A 20508-nucleotide genomic window follows, 5' to 3' on the forward strand; every position below is an offset into this window, starting at 1 on the left:
AGTTGTGAATAGAAAAATATCTTTTACTACAAATAAATGTTTTGGCTTCGGCTGCGCTCAGCCACCGTTTTTTATTTTCTTAGATAATATTGTGTTTGATTTTGACAAATGTTAGCTTCGACTTCACTCAGCTACTTCGTCTTTCTTTATTTTCTTGTTTTTTGTTTGAAAAACGGTTGCGTTAGGGATTGTAGCGGCATCCTTTTGCTGCTTGCAGATTTGCGGTAAAAGATATAGCGGAAAGCCCGACCCGAAGTTGTGACGGAGGGAAACGCCCAAAGATTTTAAAAAATATATTTGAAGTTTTAAGAAGTTAATGAAAAGATAAAAAAGAAAACTTTTTGATTTATTGTGGTAACTTTGAAATAATACTAACTAGACATTTTTAAATGGATGAGTTATGTATAAAAATTTAAAACTTCATGAAAAATTCTATGATTTAGGATTTTTGATTCCAGTACTTTTTTTGTTTTTACAAGCTTGTAGTTCTGATGATGATTTTGTGAAAATTCCAGAGGAAATAGAGGTAGAAACTGTAAAAATTCAAATTAATGTTAATGATAATTTACAATGGATGAATTTTTGGGTTGCAGATGGAGCTAATTATTTTGAGGAAGAAGGAATTAGATTAGAGATTATTTGGGGAGAAAATCCAAATGATTCATTTTTAGATGGAGAGGCAGAAATAGCGATTCAAACAAGAACACAGTTTTGGCAATCTATAGCAAAAGAAGTATCAATTTTGGCATTTGCGAATTTGTTAGAGAATGAACCGATTAATTTAATCATTAAGAAAGAAATTGCAGAAGAAAGAGGATTAACCTCTAGTTTATCTTTAAAAGAAAGACTAGAAGGTTTAAATGGTTTAAATATAGGTTTAGCACAAGGTCCAATTCCTAGATTAGATTATTTATTTGAATCTCAAGATTTGGTAATAGATGATTTGATTAGAAAAGTAATTGTTCATGATCAAAATGAAGCTTTTGAAAGTGGAGAGGTAGATGGACTATTTACACATACTCCTTATTTAGAAAAAGCAATGATGAATCAAAACGGTTATATGTTGATCAATTTATCAAGAGCTGAATTAAATGGTTTGTCAAATAGAAATATACATATGTTAGTTGCAAAATCAGAGTATGTGGAAACGAATCGAAATACATTAGTCCGAATTTCCAGAGCTATTTGTAAAGCGCAACAATTAATTCATACAGATAAATTTAAAACAAAAGAAGCTTTACAAAATTCAGTTTTAAAATTGACTTTTCCAGAAGGGTTAGAAAAAATAATAGAAATATATGAGCCTGCAATTCCAAAGAAAGTCGCTTTTATTGAAGGAGGTTGGTTGAAGGAAATTCCACTTTTACCAAATGATAATGGATTGGAAGGAATCACTTTAGAAGAAGTGAAGCAATATTATAGTAATGAATTTGCTTTGGTTGGAAATTGTAATTAAAAAAGTGGATATGAAAATTATATCCACTTTTAATATTTTAAAAATCGTATTGAATTGTCATTTGAACAGTTGGACGGATGAAATATAAATCAGCATTCTTTTTGATATATTGATGAACATATGCAAGTTGAATATTTCCATTTTCAAAAACTTTTCTACCTAAACCAAGATAAAGCCAATTTCTATCGAAGTCAATGTTGTCAAAATTTTCTCCAAGATTAAACCAAAGTTCATTAAAAGCTTGCACGAAATATTTTTGACCAATTGGATGTTTAACAGTTAAACGATATCTAGCACGATTTGTAAATTTATATTCTTCAATTTCTGTTAATTCTACATTGTAAACACCTCTAAATCGATGTTCTAAACGATATCTGTGAGCAAATTTTAGTTTTCCATCACCATGTTTAAGTGTAATTTGTTCCCAAACATTGTGTTCTGGTTGATTAACATCCGTTAATTCATTTGTATCAGAATAGTTTAATAAATAACTATATCCAACTGTTCCGATTACGCTTTTACTTATATTGTAATTTACGAATGGACGTAAAATAAGTTGAGATTTATCTTTTAGAAAATTCGTTTGTCTCCAATGAACTTCATTTCCGATACTCCATTTTTCATTTATTTTGTAATGATTTAGAAGTAAAAACCAGGCTTCTGATTGTTTTTCTTTTTCTTGTGCTTTTACTATAAAACTTGAAAAGCATAAGATACATAATAAAATAAGCGTTTTCCCTTTAGTCATTAATGTATTTATTTTGAAATTTCACTTTATTTATAATTATAAGATTGTAGGTTCCATTTTTTAGAATGAAAGAAAAATCTTAACATATATTCTTTTGCAATATAGACAATAAACCTATGAAAAGCTAAGTTACTCTTTTATTGAAATTAATTAAGAAAATAAAAGCTTATAATCATATCAATGAATTTTAATATCTTCGTCTTTCTAAATTAAAAAGAGAAAAATTACCTAAAATAAAAAATTAACATGTTATTTAATTCCATTGATTTTGCAATTTTTTTACCAATATTTTTTATTCTCTATTGGTTTGTAACTAATAAAAATTTGAAATATCAGAATTTCTTAATATTAATTGCTAGTTATATTTTTTATGGTTGGTGGGATTGGAGATTTTTATCATTGATTATTTTTAGTACAATTATAGATTATACAATTGGATTAAGATTAAAATCAGAAGAAAATCAAACGAAACGTAAAATTTTACTTTATACTAGTATTCTGATTAATTTGGGATTTTTAGGGTTTTTCAAATATTTTAATTTTTTCATTGATAATTTTGCTTCCGCATTTTCATTTTTTGGAAAAGAAATAGGGGTTTCATCTTTAGATATTGTTTTACCAGTTGGAATTAGTTTTTATACTTTTCAAACATTAAGTTATACAATTGATGTTTACAAGAAAAAATTAGAACCAACGAATGATTTTATTTCATTTGCGGCTTTTGTGAGTTTTTTCCCACAATTAGTTGCTGGTCCAATTGAAAGAGCAACAAATTTACTTCCTCAATTTTATAAAAAAAGAACTTTTAATTCAGAAAAAGCAATTGATGGACTTCGTCAGATATTGTGGGGATTGTTTAAAAAAGTAGTAATTGCTGATAGTTGTGCGGAATTTGCAAATCAGATTTTCAATAATTCTGCTGATATGAATGGAAGTACTTTAGTTTTGGGTGCGATATTTTTTACATTTCAGATTTATGGAGATTTTTCTGGATATTCAGACATTGCGATTGGAACTTCAAGGTTATTTGGATTTAATTTAATGCAAAACTTTAATTTTCCATACTTTTCAAGAGATATGGCAGAATTTTGGCGTCGTTGGCACATTTCATTATCTACATGGTTTAGAGATTATCTATACATTCCTTTGGGTGGAAGTAAAGGAGGAAATTGGATGCGAATTAGAAATACATTTATCATCTTCTTAGTTAGCGGATTTTGGCATGGAGCAAATTGGACATTTATAATTTGGGGATTATTAAATGCACTTTATTTTCTGCCCCTTTTATTAATGAAAAAAAATAGAAGTAATATGGATGTGGTTGCAAAAGGAAAAGTTCTTCCATCATTTAAAGAATTTATAATGATGAGTTTTACTTTTAGTTTGGCTGTTTTAGCTTGGATTTTTTTCAGAGCAGAAAATTTAACACATGCATTTAGTTATATTCAAGAGATGTTTTCAAGTTCATTATTACAAATGCCAGAATTTGAATATAAGCGAAGAGCATTTTATACTATTTTATTTTTAATCTTTTTTATTCTAGTGGAATGGAGTGGAAGAGGAGATCAATATGCAATTGAAAAGATTGGTTTAAAATGGAAAAGACCAATTAGAACAATTGCTTATTATGGAATAATTATCGCTATTTTATGGTCTAGTGGTTCAGAACAAGATTTCATTTATTTTCAATTTTAATTTAAGACTATGAAGTATTTTTTAAAAAGGATTTTTTCGTTTTTTATCCCACTTGTCGTTGTACTTTCAGTGTTTTTATTTTATGCTGAAAATGAATTATCTAATTTTCCTTCAACATTTCAAATTAAGGCAAAATATTTTAAGCAAAATATGGATAATATTGAGGTTTTGATTTTAGGAAGTTCACATAACCAAGACGCTTTAAATCCTGAATTATTCTCAGATTTAAACGTTGCTAATTTAGCAATGGGAGGACAAACTTTGCGAATTGATGAAGCCTTATTAGAAACTTATATAGATAAATTACCAAATTTAAAATATGTGTTTTTTGAATTATCTTATCATAATTTAGAACATAAATTTGATGCAAAATACTTTAAGAATAACCTGTATTTTAAATATTATGATATTAATTTATTTGAAAGAGAAGTAAATTTTAAAGATTATTCTATTTTTCTATCTAACCCTATTTTTTATTTAAGATATTTAAATCCAAATAAAGAAAAAGTAGATTTGAATAAATATGGATATTTGACAAAGATGACGAATGACGAAGTGGATAAAATATTTTTAAATCATAATTATGATGAAGCTAAAATAATGAGTGATACAAATAGCATGATTTTAACTAGGCATAGATATAAAGATTTAAATGCATATAAAAAGAATAAAAAATCTTTTGAACAGATGATTAAATTGTGTTCAGACAGAAAAATTCAGCCAATAATATTAATGCCACCTGTATTCAAAAGTTACTATAAAAGTTATTTAAAAGACAAAAATGAACGAAGACTTGAGTTTGTTTCTTATTTAGAAAAAAAATATCCTTCCATTGTTGTAATGGATTTTGAGCAAAATCCGAATTTCAAAGTAACAGACTTTAAAAATGATGATCATTTAAATTTAAAAGGAGCAGAAAAATTCTCAAAAATTATAAATAAAGAATTGAATTATTTATCTATTGAATTTAATAAAGAAAATTATCCAAACAAATAAGAAAAAAGAGCCATAAGAGATAATACTACAACTACCATATTTTTAGGTTTTTAGATTAGCAATAAAATAATAGATGGTTCAAATGTACAAACTACATAGAATTATTGTTTTATTTTAAATGATAAAAAAGTGTTAATAAATATTTAAATTTTAACACTGTCATATTTTTCTTTTGCTATAACTTTGCTTCATCTCAACAAAGGGGTGCCAACATCGGCTGAGATCATACCCAATGAACCTGAGCAGGTAATGCTGCTAAGGGAAAATTAATTATCAACAATCATAAACATCGTTGAATAATTACCTCTTTTTATTCATTTATATATTTAATGAATTATTTATTTACGTTAAAAAAAGTGAAGTTTCTAGTAACTTTTTTTATGTTTTCGATTTTGGCTTTACAAGCACAAAGTAAATTCCAATTCAAAGGACAAGTAATAAATCTGAATCAAACTCCACTTTCAGGAGCAAATATTACAATTGGAAATCAACGTACTATTTCGGATTCAGATGGATATTTTTTACTTTCTTTAGAAGAAGGAACGTATGAAATTCAAATCACTTACATCGGATATAAAACTTTGGTTGAAGAACTTCATATTAAATCGAATGAATCTTTAACTTTTATGATGACATCAGATGAAGTTGCTTTAGAAGAAGTTTTAGTAAAATCTGTTCGTGTTTCAGAAACTGCACCTGTGACACATTCAAATTTGAATAAAAAAGAAATTCAAGAAAGAAATTTAGCACAAGATATTCCTGTTTTAATGAATTTTTTACCAGCTGTAGTTACTACTTCAGATGCTGGAGCTGGAGTTGGATACACAGGAATTCGAGTTCGTGGAAGTGATGCAACAAGAGTTAATGTTACAATAAATGGAATTGCTTTAAATGATTCAGAATCGCAAGGAACTTTTTGGGTAAATTTACCAGATTTTGCTTCTTCTACGCAAAGTATTCAGTTACAAAGAGGAGTTGGAACATCGACAAATGGAGCTGGAGCTTTTGGAGCTTCGATCAATTTATTAACAGATGCAGATTCAGAGAAAGCTTATGGAGAAATTGCAAATTCGGTTGGATCTTTTAATACACATAAACATACTTTTAAGTTTGGAACAGGATTAATCAATGAGCATTTTAATTTTTCAGGAAGATTATCTGTGATTAAATCGGATGGATATATTGATAGAGCTTCATCAGATTTAAAATCTTATTTTTTGACAGGTTCTTATAAAGATGAAAATACATTTATTAAAGCTTTACTTTTTGGAGGAGGAGAAGTTACATATCAAGCTTGGAATGGAATTGATAAGGAGACTTTAGAGAAAGATAGAACTTTCAATCCTGCTGGACAATATACAGATGAGTTTGGAAATACAAGATATTACGAAAATGAAGTAGATAATTATAAGCAAGATCATGCTCAATTACATATTAGCCATAAATTCAATGAAAATTGGACAGGAAATGTTGCTTTTCATTATACTTTTGGTAGAGGATTTTATGAGAATTATAAAGAAGATGAAGATTTTTCCGATTATGGTTTAGAGCCAATTACAATTGGAGGAGAAACAATTGAAACAACAGATTTAGTTCGTCGTAAATGGTTAAAAAATCATTATTATGGAACTACTTTTTCTTTGGATTTTCACAATGAAAGCATGGATGTGACGATTGGTGGAGCTTTAAGTAGATATAATGGATTGCATTTTGGAAGAGTAATTTGGGCAAGATATGCTAGTACAAGTGAACCAGATCATGAATATTATAATGATTATGGAAATAAAAATGATGCGAATATTTATGTAAAAGGAATATTTAGAGTTTCTGACAAAGTAGAATTATTCGGAGATTTACAATATAGAACTGTAAATTATAAAGCAAATGGAGTTGCTCCTGAATTAGTTGATGATACTTTTAATTTTTTTAATCCAAAAGCTGGAATTACATATCGTTTAAATGATTCAAATAATCTTTATTTTTCTTATGCAAGAGCAAATAAAGAACCTAAAAGAACAGATTACGAAAATGATTATGGAAGACCAAATAATAATAAACCAAAACATGAAACTCTTAATGATTTTGAGTTAGGGTGGCGTTTAAATAAGGAAAATATTATTTTAAATACAAACTTCTATTATATGTCTTATGATAATCAATTAGTATTAACTGGAGCACAAAATGATGTAGGAAGCCCTATTGCTGAAAATGTTAAGGATAGTTATAGAGCAGGTATAGAGATTGATGCTAGAATTCAATTATTTAAAGATGTTTTAGCAATCCAACCAAATGTTGCGCTTAGTATGAATAAAATTATTGATTATACAGCAAGTCAAGATGGACAAGAAAAGAATTTTGGAAATACAGATTTATCATTTTCACCAAATGTAATTGCAGGAAATATTATTTCATTTACTCCAATTAAAAATTTAAACTTTTCATTCTTGACAAAATATGTTGGTGAGCAATATATGAGTAATTTAGAATTAGAAGCTTCAAAATTGGATAGTTATTTTGTAAATGATTTAAGTGTACAATACACAATTTTACCAAAGAAATTGTTTAAAAGTATTACGTTTACAGGATTAATCAATAACATATTTAATGAAGAATATGTTTCTAATGGTTACTTCTTTAGTTTTGATGATACTTGGACAAATCCTGATCAAGTTACAACAGTTTATGGAGCTGGATATTATCCACAAGCAACAAGAAATTTCTTAGTTGGCGTAACGATGCGCTTTTAAATAAATATAATTTGTTTGAAATCAAAAGAGGTTACTATTTCTAGTAACCTCTTTTTTTATAATTATTTGGTATCTAAATTTTATACAGCAAAAATTGTTTCTAATTCTTTTAAAGTAGATTCAGAAGTTTGGATATCCTTGATAACTTCTCCTTTTTCTAACACCACAATTCTGTTACAAACATCGGTTACATGTCCTAAATCATGACTAGAAATTAACAAAGTAACATCTTTGTCTTCTACTAATTTTAATAACATATTTTTCAAACGAATTTGCGTTGTTGGATCTAAGTTTGCGAAAGGTTCATCTAAAATAATCACTTCTGGATTTCCGATAAAAGAAGCAACAATTCCAACTTTTTTCTGATTTCCTTTTGATAAATCTCTTAAATATTTTTTTGCTCCAAGAATTTCATCATTAAAAAACTCTGAAAAAGAATTTAATAAATTTTGTAAATCTCCATGAGAAACATTTCTAATTCCTGCGATAAATTCGAAATATTCATTTGGTGTTAAATAATCAATCAAGAAAGTTTCATCGATAAAAGATCCTGTAAATTGTTTCCAATCTTCGCTTTTGTGAACTTCAATATTCTTATTTGTAATTGTTCCTGTTGTTGGTTGAATTAAATCTAATAAAGAATTAAAAAGCGTTGTTTTTCCTGCTCCATTATTTCCTACTAATCCAAAACATTCTCCTTTAGGAATGTGTAAATTAGAAATGCTTAAAACTTTATTTTGACCGTAAATTTTTGAAATATTATTAATCTGTATCATTCTTTTTCTTTTTATTAGTTTGAAAATGCTTGAATTGTAATATACTTTCTCTTAATGTATAATTCTGCGATTTTTTTCATCCAGAAATTTTGGAAAATTAATCCAACAATTCCTAAAACTCCCAAAATTCCTAATCCAATATAAAGATGTCCTAAAAGACTTCCTATAGAAACAATCGCAATTGGTAAACCAAAAGTTGGAATTCCTGTAAGCCATTGTGCAAGTCCTGTTCCTTGATAATTAAATGCAGAAGCTTTTCCTAGTTCGATTTTCTTTTTATTATATGCTCCAATAAAAAGTAGAACAAAAGTATTTACTCCAATATTGTATAAATATGCAGCAATCAAATAGTATAAATTTTCAATTCCAAAATATACATAAGGAATGGCAAGAAGAAATAAAATAGTTGTTGCCATCATCATTAAATATCTTTTCGAATTTAAATATTGCTCATATTTGATATTTTGACTCATCAACATTTTGTAGAAAGACGCATCCCAAGCTGGAATAAATTGTCCAAAATTTAAAAGGAACGCTCCAGTCATTAATAAATAAATTACAACATTAAAAAATGTCATGTCTGAATATTTTGGATTGTCTACGAAAATTAAACCATAACCAAGTAAAACAGCAGAAATGAATAAAACACTTCTTGGACGTTTATTTCTCCAAATAAGTTTGATATCATTTTTAATAAAAGGTGCTACATCTCCTAATTTATCTAACCAAGAAAGATTCGCTGCGTCTACATCTTTTGTTACTTTTTTAAGTGATTTGTCTAAGTATAGTAAATTTTTAAGGTATTTAAATTCGACAATATAAGAAGTGATAAATAAAGCCAAAGGAATTAAAACTGTTATTGGATATTTATAAAATGATGAGAAAATCATTTCAGAATAAATCGTGATGTCAAAGATTTTAAAATATTGTAATCCGAATAAAACAACAATAACACTAAGAAGTGATATAAAAAATTTATCATTTTTATTTATTAAAACATTAATCGAATTATTTGTTAATACTAAAAATATCAAGCTGAAAAACCAAGTTCCTACTTGTAATGCATTTAAATCTCCTTTTAAAATTAAAAAGATACTGAATGGAATTAAAATGACAAATGCATAAATATTAAAAAAGGAAAAAATGGTTTTTCGAATTAAATAATGAATCATTTTAGATTTCTTAATCGGAAGAACTAATAATGGCTTTACATTCATCATCGGCATTTTTTGTAAGAAAAAACGCATACTTAAATCCATAATAATTCCATACCATAAAAATGAATTTACAATGTCAAAAGGTTCTTGATTTGGAAAAGTTTTTTCCAAAACCATATATCCTGCAATTCCTAGAACTAAAAATACTCCAAGAAAATAAAGAGCTCCAAAAGACATTAAAATATTTAAAGCAATACTTTTTTGCCAATATGAAGATCTAAAAAACTTCTTAAACTCTAATTGTAAAAATTTAATTACCATTTTTTTACTTTTTATTTTATAAGTGACGGAAGATAAAAAAATGTTACAATTCAATTTTAAAATTAATTAATGTAAAAAAGACGCAAAATAATTTGTTTATTAAAAAATAGATTTTATATTTGTGTAATATTAACGCAAAATAAAACAACGATGAATCCACTTTTGCTTACAGACGGATATAAATTAGGTCATCATAGACAATATCCTGAGAAAACTACATTAGTTTATTCAAATTGGACACCAAGAAAAAGTCGTATGAAGGGAATTGAAGAAGTTGTGTTTTTTGGTTTACAATATTTTATCAAAGAGTATTTAATCGATCAATTTAATCAAAATTTTTTCCAAAGAAATAGAGAAGAAGTTTTGAAAGAATATAAAGATTATGTAGATGCTTATTTGAATGAAGATTATGATATTTCACATATCGAAAAATTATATGATTTAGGCTATTTACCTATTGAAATTAAAGCATTGGAAGAAGGAACTGCTGTGCCTATTCGAACGCCAATGTTTACGATGAAAAATACAATTCCTGAGTTTTATTGGTTGACGAATTATTTGGAAACATTGATTTCAAATTCTATTTGGCTTCCATGTAATTCTGCAACTATTGCGAAAAAATATCATGAAATTTTACATAAATATGCTTTAGAAACAAATCCAAATGAAATTGATTTTGTGACTTGGCAAGGACATGATTTTTCGATGCGAGGAATGGCAGGAAAAGATGCTTCTATTTTAAGTGGAATGGCACATTCGATTTATTTTTCTGGAAGTGATACATTGCCTGTTTCTTATGCTTTAAAAAAATATTATCAAAAAGAAAATGCTATTGGAAGTGTAAATGCAACAGAACATAGTGTGATGTGTGCAGGAAATAAAGAAAATGAATTAGAAACTTTTCAACGTTTATTGGAGATTTATCCTGAAGGAATTCTTTCAATAGTTTCGGATACTTGGGATTTATGGAAAGTGATTTCTGAATTTTTGCCTAAACTTAAAAAGGAGATTTTAGAAAGAGACGGAAAAGTTGTTATTCGCCCAGATTCTGGAGATCCAGTTTTAATTATTTGTGGAAATCTGGAAAGTGAAGAAGAAATGGAAAGAAAAGGTGTGATAGAATTGCTTTGGGAAATTTTTGGTGGAGAAATTAATGAGAAAGGTTATAAAGTTTTACACCCGAAAATCGGAGCAATTTACGGAGATAGTATCACATTAGATCGAGCGGAAGAAATTTGTAAAAGATTAAAAGAAAAAGGATTTGCTTCTACGAATATTGTTCTTGGAATAGGTTCATTTACGTATCAATATAATACGAGAGATACTTTTGGTTTCGCAATGAAAACAACATATGTAGAAGTGAATGGCGAAAAACGAAATATTTTTAAAGATCCAATCACAGACAATGGAACTAAAAAATCAGCGAAAGGATTATTGAAAATTTATAAAGAAAATGGGAAAATTTGCTTCAAAGATGCATGTACTGAAGAAGAAGAAAAAGAAGGTCTGCTAGAAACAGTTTTTAAAGATGGAGTTTTAGTCAAAGAAATGACTTTGGATGAAATTCGATGCAATGTTTTGGAAAAAACTGTTTTGATTTAAAGTCTAATTATTTTAAAAGCTCTTAATTAATTTCAAATTAGGAGCTTTTTCTTTTAATAAAGGTTTATTTTAGAGCACAATTAACGAAACTAAACCGAAAACCATGAAAAAAACTGCTTCCTTTTTATTTTTCATTTGTATTACTATTTCAATTTTTGCCCAAAAAAATAAAGTAAAACCTGTAGACATTTCTTTTCAAAAATATTTAAATGCAAGAGATTTTACAGTTTCCAAAAATCAGAAAGAAGCTTATTTTTCTTTACAAAGTTTGGATGAAAAGCAAGCAATTATTGTAAAAGCAATTCAGAAAAATGGAAAATGGAAAAAAGTGGAAATGGTTGATTTTTCAGGAAATTTCAGAGATATTGAGCCTTTTTTATCGCCAGATAATTTAAGATTGTATTTTGCTTCTGATAGACCAATTTTAAAAAATGAAACAAAAGCAAAAGATTTTGATATTTGGTATGTTGAAAGAAAATCGATAAAAGATGCATGGTCAGAACCAAAAAATATTGGAAAACCAATTAATACAAAATTCAATGAATTTTATCCTTCTGTGAGTTTAAATCATAACCTATATTATACTTCTGATTCTTTAAATAAAACCAAAAAAGATGAAATATTTCTGAGTAAATGGAATGGTGAAAATTATGAAAATCCAGTTTCTGTCAGTGAAAATATTAATACAAAAGGTTATGAATTTAATGCGTTTATCGCTCCAGATGAATCTTTTTTGATGTATACAATTTATAAAGCTCCAGAAGGAATTGGAAGTGGAGATTTGTTTATAAGTTTTAAATCGAAAAATGGAGAATTTCAAAAACCAATTCATTTAAAGTCTATAGTAAATTCAGATAGAATGGATTATTGTCCTTTTTATGATTTTGAAACACAGACACTTTATTTTACAAGTAAACGAAATGAAGTAGTTTCTAAAAAAGTAAAAAATGTAGAAGAATTTCAAGAAAATGTTGGGAAATATGAAAATGGTTTAAGTCGAATTTATAAAGTAAAAATAGATTTAAAGGAATTTGATAAATAAAAGAACAATATTTCTTAATTATTTTACGATTTTGATGGAAATAACATTTAAAATTTGTAAGTGTTTTTTTGATTAAAAAAGAATAACGAAATTTAGAAATAATTGAAAGATATATTTTTAAATCATTGATTTTATGTAGAAAAAACACAAAAGCTTTTGTGTTTGAAAAAAATCTAAATTTTAGTGTTTTTAAATTATGTTATATCTTTACCAGTTGATTAAGGAAAAATTAGTAAGAATCCAATCGTCATTAAAAGAATGACGTCTAAATATATATATTAAACTATGGGTTGTAGTAGTTGCTCAACCAAGAAGGGCGGAGTGCCAAAAGGATGTAAAAGCAATGGAAGTTGTGCTTCAGGTAACTGTAGTAGCGAGAAATTGCAAGTTTTTGATTGGTTGTCAAACATGACTTTACCAACAGGACAAAAGCCTTTTGATATTGTAGAGATAAGATTTAAAAACGGAAGAAAAGGTTTTTATAAAAATACATTGAAATCTCCTGTTTCTATGGGAGATGTTTTAGTTGTTGAAGGAAATCCAGGATTTGATGTTGGAACTATTTCTTTGACAGGTGAATTAGTGCGTGTGCAAATGCGTAAAAAAGATGTTGCTCAGGACAGCGAGGATGTAAAGACAATTATAAGAAGAGCATCTCAGAAAGATATTGATACTTGGCAATATGCTAGAAGTAGAGAGATTGAAACACAAAGAAAAGGAAGAGAAATCATTGGGAAACTTGGGTTGAAAATGAAACTTTCTGATGTGGAATTTCAAGGAGATGGAAATAAAGCTACTTTTTATTATACAGCGGATGATCGTGTAGATTTCCGTCAGTTAATTCGAGATTTTGCAAGTGAATTTAGTATTCGAATTGAAATGAAACAAGTTGGTCTTCGTCAGGAAGCAGCTCGTTTAGGAGGAATCGGATCTTGTGGAAGAGAACTTTGTTGTTCGACTTGGTTAACAGATTTTAGGAAGGTAAATACTGCGGCAGCAAGATATCAGCAACTTTCTTTGAATCCACAAAAATTAGCTGGACAATGTGGAAAGTTAAAATGTTGTTTGAATTATGAGTTAGATTCTTATTTAGATGCACTAGAAGAATATCCAAAACAAGATGTTATTTTAAATACAGAAAAAGGAGAAGCTGTATTTATTAAAATGGACATTTTTAAGAAATTACTTTGGTATACTTATAAAGAAGATCGCTCAAAATGGTATAAGTTAGAGTTAGAACAGGTGAAAGAAATCATTGAATTAAATGAAGAAGGAGAACCAGGTTTAGCTTTAGACGAATATGAAGAAAAAGGAGGAGAAGATTTAGAGAAAGTTGACTTTGAAAAAGTAGTTGGACAAGATAGTTTGACAAGATTTGATGCTCCAAAAAAGAGAAGAAGAAAACGTCCTACTAGAAATAAGAAAAAAGCAGGAAATTCTTCGAACCAAAATGGAACTTCAGATTCAACAAATAAAAAGAAAGAAGTTTCAGGAAATAAAAGAAACGGAAATCAGAAAAAACAAGGAGAAGTAAAAGCTGAAAATGGTAATAAACCAGCGAATAAACAGCAAAATGGTTCTGGAAATAGAAGAAATCAGAAAAATAATTCTCCAAAACAAAATCAGCAAGGAAAACAGCAACAAGGGAATAAGCGAGCTAAAAATGGTTCAGAGAATAATAATAAACCTGTAAAGAAAAATAATTCTCCAAAGCAAAACCAGCAAGGAAAGCAGCAACAAGGAAAACAACAACCTAAAAAAGCTGCAAATCAGGAGAAAAATACAGAGAAACAGAAACCAAATAATAAGCAGCAAAAGTCGAGAAATCAACAAGGAAATGGAAATTCTAGAAATCAGAAAAAACCAATTCCTAAAAATACAAAGCAAAAGCCAAATCCGAATCCAAGTTCAAAAGTTGAAAATGGAAATCATAAAGGAAATTCGGCAGCGAAGAAAAGACCAAATAGAAATAATAATAAGAAAAGAAAACCGAATACTCCAAAAGATACCAATAGAGATGCGTAAATTAATGATGATTTTCATTGCAAGTTTATTTTTGATTGCTTGTGATTCAAATAGAGTTTATGATCAATACAAAGCGATTCCGAATAGTTCTTGGGATGCTGAAAATGTTGTTGAATTTGAAGTTCCAATAACGGATACTATTTCTCGAAATAATATTTATATAAATTTGAGGAATAACAAAGATTATGAATTCAATAACTTATTCTTAATTACGCAAATAGAGTTTCCGAATGGTACGAATGTTGTAGACACGCTCGAATACGAAATGACTACGAAAGATGGACATTGGTTAGGGAAAGGAAGTTCGGATATAAAAGAAAACGTTCTTTTTTATAAAGAGAATGTTAAGTTTTACTTGGAAGGAACTTACAAGATTCTTGTGGAGCAAGCTATGAGAAAAAGCTCGGATGTTGAAGGAAATGACCCATTAGAAGGTGTTTCTGACGTAGGAATTAGAGTAGAAAAAGTTAAAAATTAATAACAAATAATTAAAATGACAGAACAAGTAAAAAGTTCGCCAAATCAATTAAAGAAATACATCATGTGGTTCTGGATTCTAATTTCCAGCGGTATTTTTTCAATTGTTTTAATCTTTTTATTAACATCTTGGGGAGTTTTTGGAGAGTTACCAACTTTCGAAGAAATTGAAAATCCTTCAAGAAATTATGCTACTGAAATTATTTCTTCAGACGGAAAAATTCTAGGAACATATTTTAAAGAAAACAGAACTCCTGTTACTTTCAAAGAATTACCTGAAAATATTATTGAAGCTTTAGTTGCGACTGAAGATGAAAGATATTATGAACATTCGGGAATTGATGCATATGGAACTGTAAGAGCAGTTGTAAAGCTAGGACAAGATGGAGGAGCAAGTACAATTTCTCAGCAATTAGCCAAAGGATTATTTACAAAAAGACCATCTAGAAGTATTTTTCAAAGAGTTGGTCAGAAAATAAAAGAGTGGATTATTGCCGTTCGTTTAGAAAGACAGTATACAAAGAATGAAATTATTACAATGTATTTGAATAATTATGATTTCTATAATTTGGCTGTTGGAGTTCGTTCTGCATCAAGAATTTATTTTGGAAAAAAACCAAAAGATTTAAAAATAGAAGAATCAGCAATGCTTGTTGGGATGTTGAAAAACTCTAGTTTATTTAACCCAATGAGAGCAAAAAGAATTGATACAGTTCTACATAGAAGAAATGTTGTTTTAGGACAAATGGCTAGAGCTGAATATATCACTGAAAAAGAAAAAGATTCTTTACGAAAACTTCCATTAGGTTTAGATATTCATAAAGAAGATCATAGTGATGGTTATGCAACATATTTTAGAGAACATTTGCGTTCTTTTATGAAAGATTGGATTGCAAATAATCCAAAAGAAGACGGAACTCCATATGATTTATATAAAGATGGTTTAAAAATTTATGTTACTATTGATTCAAGAATGCAAGAGCATGCAGAAGAAGCGATGAAAGAACACATGGCAAATTTGCAAAGAGTATTCTTTAATGAGCAAAAAAGAAATAGTAATGCGCCTTTTTATGGAATGTCAAAGAAAAAAATAGATAAGTACTTCGAAAAGAAAATTCCTTATACAGATAGAGGTTGGAGAATGAAACAACAAGGGAAAACAAAAGAAGAAATCATGGAATCTTTTAATACAAAAAGACCGATGAAAGTTTTTTCTTGGAATGGTGTGAAAGATACTGTAATGACACCTTTAGATTCTATGCGTTATTATAAATATTTCTTACATGCAGGTGTAATGTCAACAGAACCACAAACAGGACATATTAAAGCTTGGGTTGGAGGAATTAATTATAAATATTTTAAATATGATCATGTAAAACAAGGAGAAAGACAAGTAGGATCTACATTTAAACCATTTGTATATGCTTCTGCAATTAATCAAATGCATTATTCTCCTTGTAAAGAATTTCCAAATGTTCCATATACAATTCCAAAAGAAAAATATGGTTTAGATAAAGATTGGACTCCAAAAAATTCAGATGGAAAATATGGAGATATTTTAACTTTAAAACAAGCATTAGGAAAATCTGTAAATACAATTACAGCTAGATTAATTGACTATGTTGGACCAGAAACTGTGGTTCGTTTGGCAAATGATTTAGGTGTAAAGAAAGAAATTAGACCAAATCCATCTATTGCTTTAGGAGCAGTAGAATTGAGTTTGTATGATATGGTCGGAGCATATTCAACTTTTGCAAATAAAGGATTACGAATTGAGCAAATGATTGTAACAAGAATTGAAGATAAAAATGGAACTGTATTAGAAGAATTTATTCCTGAAACAAAAGAAGTTTTAAGTGAAGAATCTGCATATGTAGTTTTAGATTTATTAAAAGGTGTTACACAGTCAGGATCTGGAATTAGATTACGTATTAAACATGGAAAATATCCAGATAATGTTGTAACAGGGTTCCCTTATCAATTTAAAAATCCAATTGCAGGAAAAACAGGAACAACACAGAATCAATCAGATGGTTGGTTTATGGGAGTTGTACCAAATCTTACGACAGGAGTTTGGGTTGGAGGAGATGAATATTCAATTCACTTTAGAGGAATAGCAAAAGGACAAGGAGCTTCGATGGCTCTTCCAATTTGGGCACTATATCACAAGAGATTATATGCAGATCCAGAATTAAATATTAGTAAAGAAGATTTCGAAAAACCAGATAATTTATCGATTGAGATTGATTGTGGGAAGATAGGTGGAGAAAAAGTTGATGAAACTAGTTTAATCGAAGAGGAAGAAATAGATCCAGAAGACGGCTTTTAAAATAATATACCACAATGATTAATAAAGTAATAAACAATGTACAAGAAGCACTTGAAGGTGTGGAAGACGGAATGACTTTCATGCTTGGAGGGTTTGGATTGTGCGGTATACCAGAAAATAGTATTGCGGAGCTTGTTCGCAGAAAAGTAAAAAATTTGACATGTATTTCTAATAATGCAGGAGTAGATGATTTTGGATTAGGATTATTATTACACCAACGTCAAATTAAAAAAATGATTTCTTCTTATGTTGGAGAAAATGATGAATTCGAGCGTCAAATGCTTTCAGGAGAATTAGAAGTAGAATTAATTCCTCAAGGAACTTTAGCAGAAAGATGTAGAGCAGCAGGAGCTGGAATTCCAGCATTTTTTACTCCAGCAGGTTACGGAACTGAAGTAGCTGAAGGAAAAGAAACAAGAGAGTTTGATGGAAAAATGTACGTTTTAGAAAAAGCTTTTAAACCAGATTTCGCATTTGTAAAAGCTTGGAAAGGAGATACGGCAGGAAACTTAATTTTTAAAGGAACAGCAAGAAACTTTAATCCAATGATGGCAATGGCAGGAAAAATTACTGTTGCTGAGGTGGAAGAATTAGTTCCAGCAGGAGAATTAGATCCGAACCAGATTCATGTACCAGGAATTTTTGTACAGAGAATTTTTGAAGGAAAAGATTATGAAAAACGTATCGAACAACGTACAGTTCGTCCAAAAAACTAAGAAATATGGCTTTAGATAAAATAGGAATTGCAAAGAGAATTGCACAAGAATTACATGATGGTTGGTATGTTAATTTAGGAATTGGAATTCCAACATTAGTTGCTAATTATGTTCCAGAAGGAATGCAAGTTGAATTTCAAAGTGAAAATGGAATCTTAGGAATGGGACCATTTCCTTTTGATGGAGAAGAAGATGCAGATTTAATTAATGCAGGAAAACAAACTGTAACTTTATTAGATGGAGCTTCTTTATTTGATTCAGCGATGAGTTTTGCAATGATTCGTGGACAACATGTGCAATTAACAGTTCTTGGAGCAATGGAAGTTGCAGAAAATGGAGATATTGCAAACTGGAAAATTCCTGGAAAAATGGTGAAAGGAATGGGAGGAGCAATGGATTTAGTTGCTTCTGCAGAAAATATTATTGTGGCAATGATGCATACAAACAAAAGAGGAGAGTCTAAAATTTTGAAAAAATGTTCTCTTCCTTTAACAGGTGTTGGATGTGTAAAGAAAATTGTTACAAATTTAGCTGTATTAGAAGTAGTTCCTGAAGGATTCAAATTAATTGAAAGAGCTCCTGGAGTTTCTGTTGAAGAAATCCAAAATGCTACAGAAGGAACATTAATCGTTGAAGGAGAAATTCCAGAAATGAAGATAGACTAAACAAAGAATTTGATGAAGATTATTTCCTATAATGTAAACGGAATAAGAGCAGCAATAAAAAAAGGGTTTATAGATTGGTTACAATCTGCAAACCCTGATGTTATTTGTATTCAAGAAACAAAAGCTCAAAAAGAACAATTAGATACAAAACTATTTGAAGAAGCAGGATATCCATACCATTATTGGTTTTCGGCACAAAAAAAAGGATATAGTGGTGTTGCTATTTTATCCAAACATGAGCCAAAACATGTAGAATATGGAACTGGAATAGAATACATGGATTTTGAAGGAAGAAATCTTCGAATTGATTTTGAAAATTATTCTATCATGAGTTTGTATTTACCTTCTGGAACAAATATAGATAGGCTTGAATTAAAGCTTAAATACATGGCAGATTTTCAGATTTATGTAAATGAATTGAAAAAAGATATTCCGAATTTAATCATTAGTGGAGATTATAATATTTGTCATGAGGCAATAGACATTCATAATCCAAAACAAAATGAAAAAAACTCAGGATTTTTACCTGTAGAAAGAAAATGGATTGGTGAATTTATTCATGAAGGTTTTATAGATAGTTTCCGCTATTTTAATAAAGAACCTCACAATTACAGCTGGTGGAGTTATAGAGCAAATGCACGTGCGAACAATAAAGGATGGAGAATTGATTATAACATGGTAAGTGAACCATTGAAAGATCAGATGCAGAGAGCTTATATTCTACCAGAAGCTAAACATTCAGACCATTGTCCAATTGTGGTTGAAATGAAATCGTAACTAACCAAAAATTAATAATTAACAATGATTAAAAAACTAATAATCGGGACTTTAGCAATCGGTTTAACTACATCATGTGTTTCTAAAAAAGTTTATTCTGATTTAGAAGGAAAGTATAACAGATTGGCTGCTTCTAAGCGTAAAATGGCTAAAGAAAATAAAGATTTAGCTTCTGAAAAATCGAAATTAGAAGGAGAACTAAAAGATTTAAAAGGTAAACATGGAGATTTAACTAGTGCTAAAGATAACTTACAAAGTGAGTATGATGCATTAAAAGCTCAGTATGAAAAATTACAAAAAGATTACGATTTATTAGAAACAAAAAGTTCTTCAACAATCAAGAAGAATTTAGCGAGAAATAAAGATCTTTTGTCACAACTTGAAGCAAAAGAGAAAGCACTTAAAGAAGAAAATTCTCGTTTAAGTAAATTACAAGAAGAATTAGCACAAAGATCTGCAAGAGTTGATGAGTTAGAAAAGCTAATGAAAGCTAATGATGAAAAAATGTTAGCTCTTAAAAGTGCGGTTTCTAATGCATTAAAAGCTTTTGAAGGAAAAGGTTTAACTGTAGAACATAAAAATGGTAAGGTTTATGTATCTATGGAAAACAAGCTTCTATTTGGATCAGGAAGTTGGGCTGTTGGAACTGAAGGTAAAAAAGCAGTAAAAACTTTAGCAAGTGTTTTAAGTGAAAATGCAGATATTAATGTATTAATTGAAGGACATACAGATAATGTACCTTTTGCAAAACGTGGAGCTATTTTAGATAACTGGGATTTATCAACAAAAAGAGCAACTGCCATCGTTCGTGTTTTACAAGGAAATGGAGTGAGTCCTAAGCAGATTTCTGCGGCAGGAAGAAGTGAATATGTACCTATTGAAACAAATAAAACAAAAGTAGGTAAAGCAAAAAATCGTAGAATCGAAATCATCTTGGAACCTAATTTAGATGAGATTTCGAAACTACTTAATGAGTAAG

The 20508-nt window shown here is 28.9% G+C and carries 16 protein-coding genes; 13 read left to right on the forward strand and 3 right to left on the reverse strand.

Translation table 11 applies throughout. From position 1 onward, the window contains the following. Nucleotides 1-400 precede the first annotated feature (400 nt). Nucleotides 401-1456: an ABC transporter substrate-binding protein gene (locus I1A51_RS15805; protein WP_196895665.1), complete on the forward strand. Its 1056-nt coding sequence runs from the start codon at nucleotides 401-403 to the stop codon at nucleotides 1454-1456. A 37-nt stretch (nucleotides 1457-1493) separates the two neighbouring features. On the opposite strand, the gene I1A51_RS15810 is transcribed toward I1A51_RS15805, so the two are convergent. Then, on the reverse strand, nucleotides 1494-2204 hold the full coding sequence (locus I1A51_RS15810) for a DUF2490 domain-containing protein (RefSeq protein ID WP_196895667.1): 711 nt from the start codon (nucleotides 2202-2204) through the stop codon (nucleotides 1494-1496). Nucleotides 2205-2450: 246 nt separating this feature from the next. Between I1A51_RS15810 and I1A51_RS15815 the strand changes: the two genes are divergently transcribed. The 3 genes from I1A51_RS15815 (at nucleotide 2451) to I1A51_RS15825 (ending at nucleotide 7642) form a co-directional block, all read left to right on the forward strand. After that, nucleotides 2451-3899: an MBOAT family O-acyltransferase gene (locus I1A51_RS15815; protein ID WP_196895668.1), complete on the forward strand. Its 1449-nt coding sequence runs from the start codon at nucleotides 2451-2453 to the stop codon at nucleotides 3897-3899. Between the two features lie 9 nt (nucleotides 3900-3908). Continuing rightward, the gene (locus tag I1A51_RS15820) at nucleotides 3909-4895 is read left to right on the forward strand and encodes a hypothetical protein (protein WP_196895669.1); all 987 of its coding nucleotides are present in this window, start codon (nucleotides 3909-3911) and stop codon (nucleotides 4893-4895) included. A gap of 380 nt (nucleotides 4896-5275) precedes the next feature. Beyond that, on the forward strand, nucleotides 5276-7642 hold the full coding sequence (locus tag I1A51_RS15825; protein WP_231374060.1) for a TonB-dependent receptor: 2367 nt from the start codon (nucleotides 5276-5278) through the stop codon (nucleotides 7640-7642). Nucleotides 7643-7722: 80 nt separating this feature from the next. Here I1A51_RS15825 and I1A51_RS15830 read toward each other — a convergent pair whose 3' ends face one another. Both I1A51_RS15830 and I1A51_RS15835 read right to left on the reverse strand, forming a co-directional pair. Further along, the gene (locus I1A51_RS15830) at nucleotides 7723-8418 is read right to left on the reverse strand and encodes an ABC transporter ATP-binding protein (RefSeq protein WP_196895671.1); all 696 of its coding nucleotides are present in this window, start codon (nucleotides 8416-8418) and stop codon (nucleotides 7723-7725) included. Nucleotides 8419-8432: 14 nt separating this feature from the next. After that, a complete protein-coding gene (locus I1A51_RS15835) occupies nucleotides 8433-9896 on the reverse strand; it encodes a DUF5687 family protein (protein WP_196895672.1) in 1464 nt (487 codons plus the stop codon). 150 nt (nucleotides 9897-10046) lie between these two features. Here I1A51_RS15835 and I1A51_RS15840 point away from each other — a divergent pair, with 150 nt between their 5' ends. The 9 genes from I1A51_RS15840 to I1A51_RS15880 all read left to right on the forward strand — a co-directional run bounded on the left by I1A51_RS15840 (nucleotide 10047) and on the right by I1A51_RS15880 (nucleotide 20507). Further along, the gene (locus I1A51_RS15840; RefSeq protein WP_196895673.1) at nucleotides 10047-11498 is read left to right on the forward strand and encodes a nicotinate phosphoribosyltransferase; all 1452 of its coding nucleotides are present in this window, start codon (nucleotides 10047-10049) and stop codon (nucleotides 11496-11498) included. 103 nt (nucleotides 11499-11601) lie between these two features. Next, the gene (locus tag I1A51_RS15845) at nucleotides 11602-12540 is read left to right on the forward strand and encodes a TolB-like translocation protein (RefSeq protein WP_196895675.1); all 939 of its coding nucleotides are present in this window, start codon (nucleotides 11602-11604) and stop codon (nucleotides 12538-12540) included. 285 nt (nucleotides 12541-12825) lie between these two features. After that, nucleotides 12826-14565 (forward strand): PSP1 domain-containing protein, encoded by a 1740-nt coding sequence (locus tag I1A51_RS15850; protein ID WP_196895677.1) that lies wholly within the window; start codon nucleotides 12826-12828, stop codon nucleotides 14563-14565. Then, complete coding sequence (locus tag I1A51_RS15855; RefSeq protein ID WP_231374058.1) at nucleotides 14558-15043, forward strand: gliding motility lipoprotein GldH; 486 nt, start codon at nucleotides 14558-14560, stop codon at nucleotides 15041-15043. Before I1A51_RS15850 ends, I1A51_RS15855 begins: the two co-directional genes overlap by 8 nt. Nucleotides 15044-15058: 15 nt before the next feature. After that, a complete protein-coding gene (locus I1A51_RS15860; protein WP_196895686.1) occupies nucleotides 15059-17371 on the forward strand; it encodes a transglycosylase domain-containing protein in 2313 nt (770 codons plus the stop codon). Between the two features lie 14 nt (nucleotides 17372-17385). Beyond that, nucleotides 17386-18087 carry a CoA transferase subunit A gene (locus I1A51_RS15865; protein ID WP_196895688.1) on the forward strand — a complete coding sequence of 234 codons (702 nt, stop codon included), beginning with the start codon at nucleotides 17386-17388 and terminating at the stop codon, nucleotides 18085-18087. A 5-nt stretch (nucleotides 18088-18092) separates the two neighbouring features. Then, the gene (locus tag I1A51_RS15870; protein ID WP_196895690.1) at nucleotides 18093-18752 is read left to right on the forward strand and encodes a CoA transferase subunit B; all 660 of its coding nucleotides are present in this window, start codon (nucleotides 18093-18095) and stop codon (nucleotides 18750-18752) included. 12 nt (nucleotides 18753-18764) lie between these two features. Further along, on the forward strand, nucleotides 18765-19529 hold the full coding sequence (locus I1A51_RS15875; RefSeq protein WP_196895692.1) for an exodeoxyribonuclease III: 765 nt from the start codon (nucleotides 18765-18767) through the stop codon (nucleotides 19527-19529). A gap of 24 nt (nucleotides 19530-19553) precedes the next feature. After that, entirely contained in the window at nucleotides 19554-20507 is a 954-nt protein-coding gene (locus I1A51_RS15880; RefSeq protein ID WP_196895693.1) for an OmpA family protein, read from the forward strand. The last annotated feature ends 1 nt before the right edge of the window (nucleotide 20508 follow it).

The sequence above is a fragment of the Aureivirga marina genome (assembly GCF_015767265.1).
GTDB classification, from domain to species: Bacteria; Bacteroidota; Bacteroidia; order Flavobacteriales; family Flavobacteriaceae; genus Aureivirga; species Aureivirga marina.

What these genes read in the sequence shown, in the direction of transcription:
- I1A51_RS15850 (WP_196895677.1), top strand. Translation starts at nt 12,826, where the DNA reads ATGGGTTGTAGTAGTTGCTCAACCAAGAAGGGCGGAGTGCCAAAAGGA.
- I1A51_RS15845 (WP_196895675.1), top strand. Translation starts at nt 11,602, where the DNA reads ATGAAAAAAACTGCTTCCTTTTTATTTTTCATTTGTATTACTATTTCA.
- I1A51_RS15830 (WP_196895671.1), bottom strand. Translation starts at nt 8,418, where the DNA reads ATGATACAGATTAATAATATTTCAAAAATTTACGGTCAAAATAAAGTT.
- I1A51_RS15825 (WP_231374060.1), top strand. Translation starts at nt 5,276, where the DNA reads ATGTTTTCGATTTTGGCTTTACAAGCACAAAGTAAATTCCAATTCAAA.
- I1A51_RS15835 (WP_196895672.1), bottom strand. Translation starts at nt 9,896, where the DNA reads ATGGTAATTAAATTTTTACAATTAGAGTTTAAGAAGTTTTTTAGATCT.
- I1A51_RS15855 (WP_231374058.1), top strand. Translation starts at nt 14,558, where the DNA reads ATGCGTAAATTAATGATGATTTTCATTGCAAGTTTATTTTTGATTGCT.
- I1A51_RS15820 (WP_196895669.1), top strand. Translation starts at nt 3,909, where the DNA reads ATGAAGTATTTTTTAAAAAGGATTTTTTCGTTTTTTATCCCACTTGTC.
- I1A51_RS15805 (WP_196895665.1), top strand. Translation starts at nt 401, where the DNA reads ATGTATAAAAATTTAAAACTTCATGAAAAATTCTATGATTTAGGATTT.
- I1A51_RS15860 (WP_196895686.1), top strand. Translation starts at nt 15,059, where the DNA reads ATGACAGAACAAGTAAAAAGTTCGCCAAATCAATTAAAGAAATACATC.
- I1A51_RS15810 (WP_196895667.1), bottom strand. Translation starts at nt 2,204, where the DNA reads ATGACTAAAGGGAAAACGCTTATTTTATTATGTATCTTATGCTTTTCA.
- I1A51_RS15870 (WP_196895690.1), top strand. Translation starts at nt 18,093, where the DNA reads ATGGCTTTAGATAAAATAGGAATTGCAAAGAGAATTGCACAAGAATTA.
- I1A51_RS15840 (WP_196895673.1), top strand. Translation starts at nt 10,047, where the DNA reads ATGAATCCACTTTTGCTTACAGACGGATATAAATTAGGTCATCATAGA.
- I1A51_RS15815 (WP_196895668.1), top strand. Translation starts at nt 2,451, where the DNA reads ATGTTATTTAATTCCATTGATTTTGCAATTTTTTTACCAATATTTTTT.
- I1A51_RS15865 (WP_196895688.1), top strand. Translation starts at nt 17,386, where the DNA reads ATGATTAATAAAGTAATAAACAATGTACAAGAAGCACTTGAAGGTGTG.
- I1A51_RS15880 (WP_196895693.1), top strand. Translation starts at nt 19,554, where the DNA reads ATGATTAAAAAACTAATAATCGGGACTTTAGCAATCGGTTTAACTACA.
- I1A51_RS15875 (WP_196895692.1), top strand. Translation starts at nt 18,765, where the DNA reads ATGAAGATTATTTCCTATAATGTAAACGGAATAAGAGCAGCAATAAAA.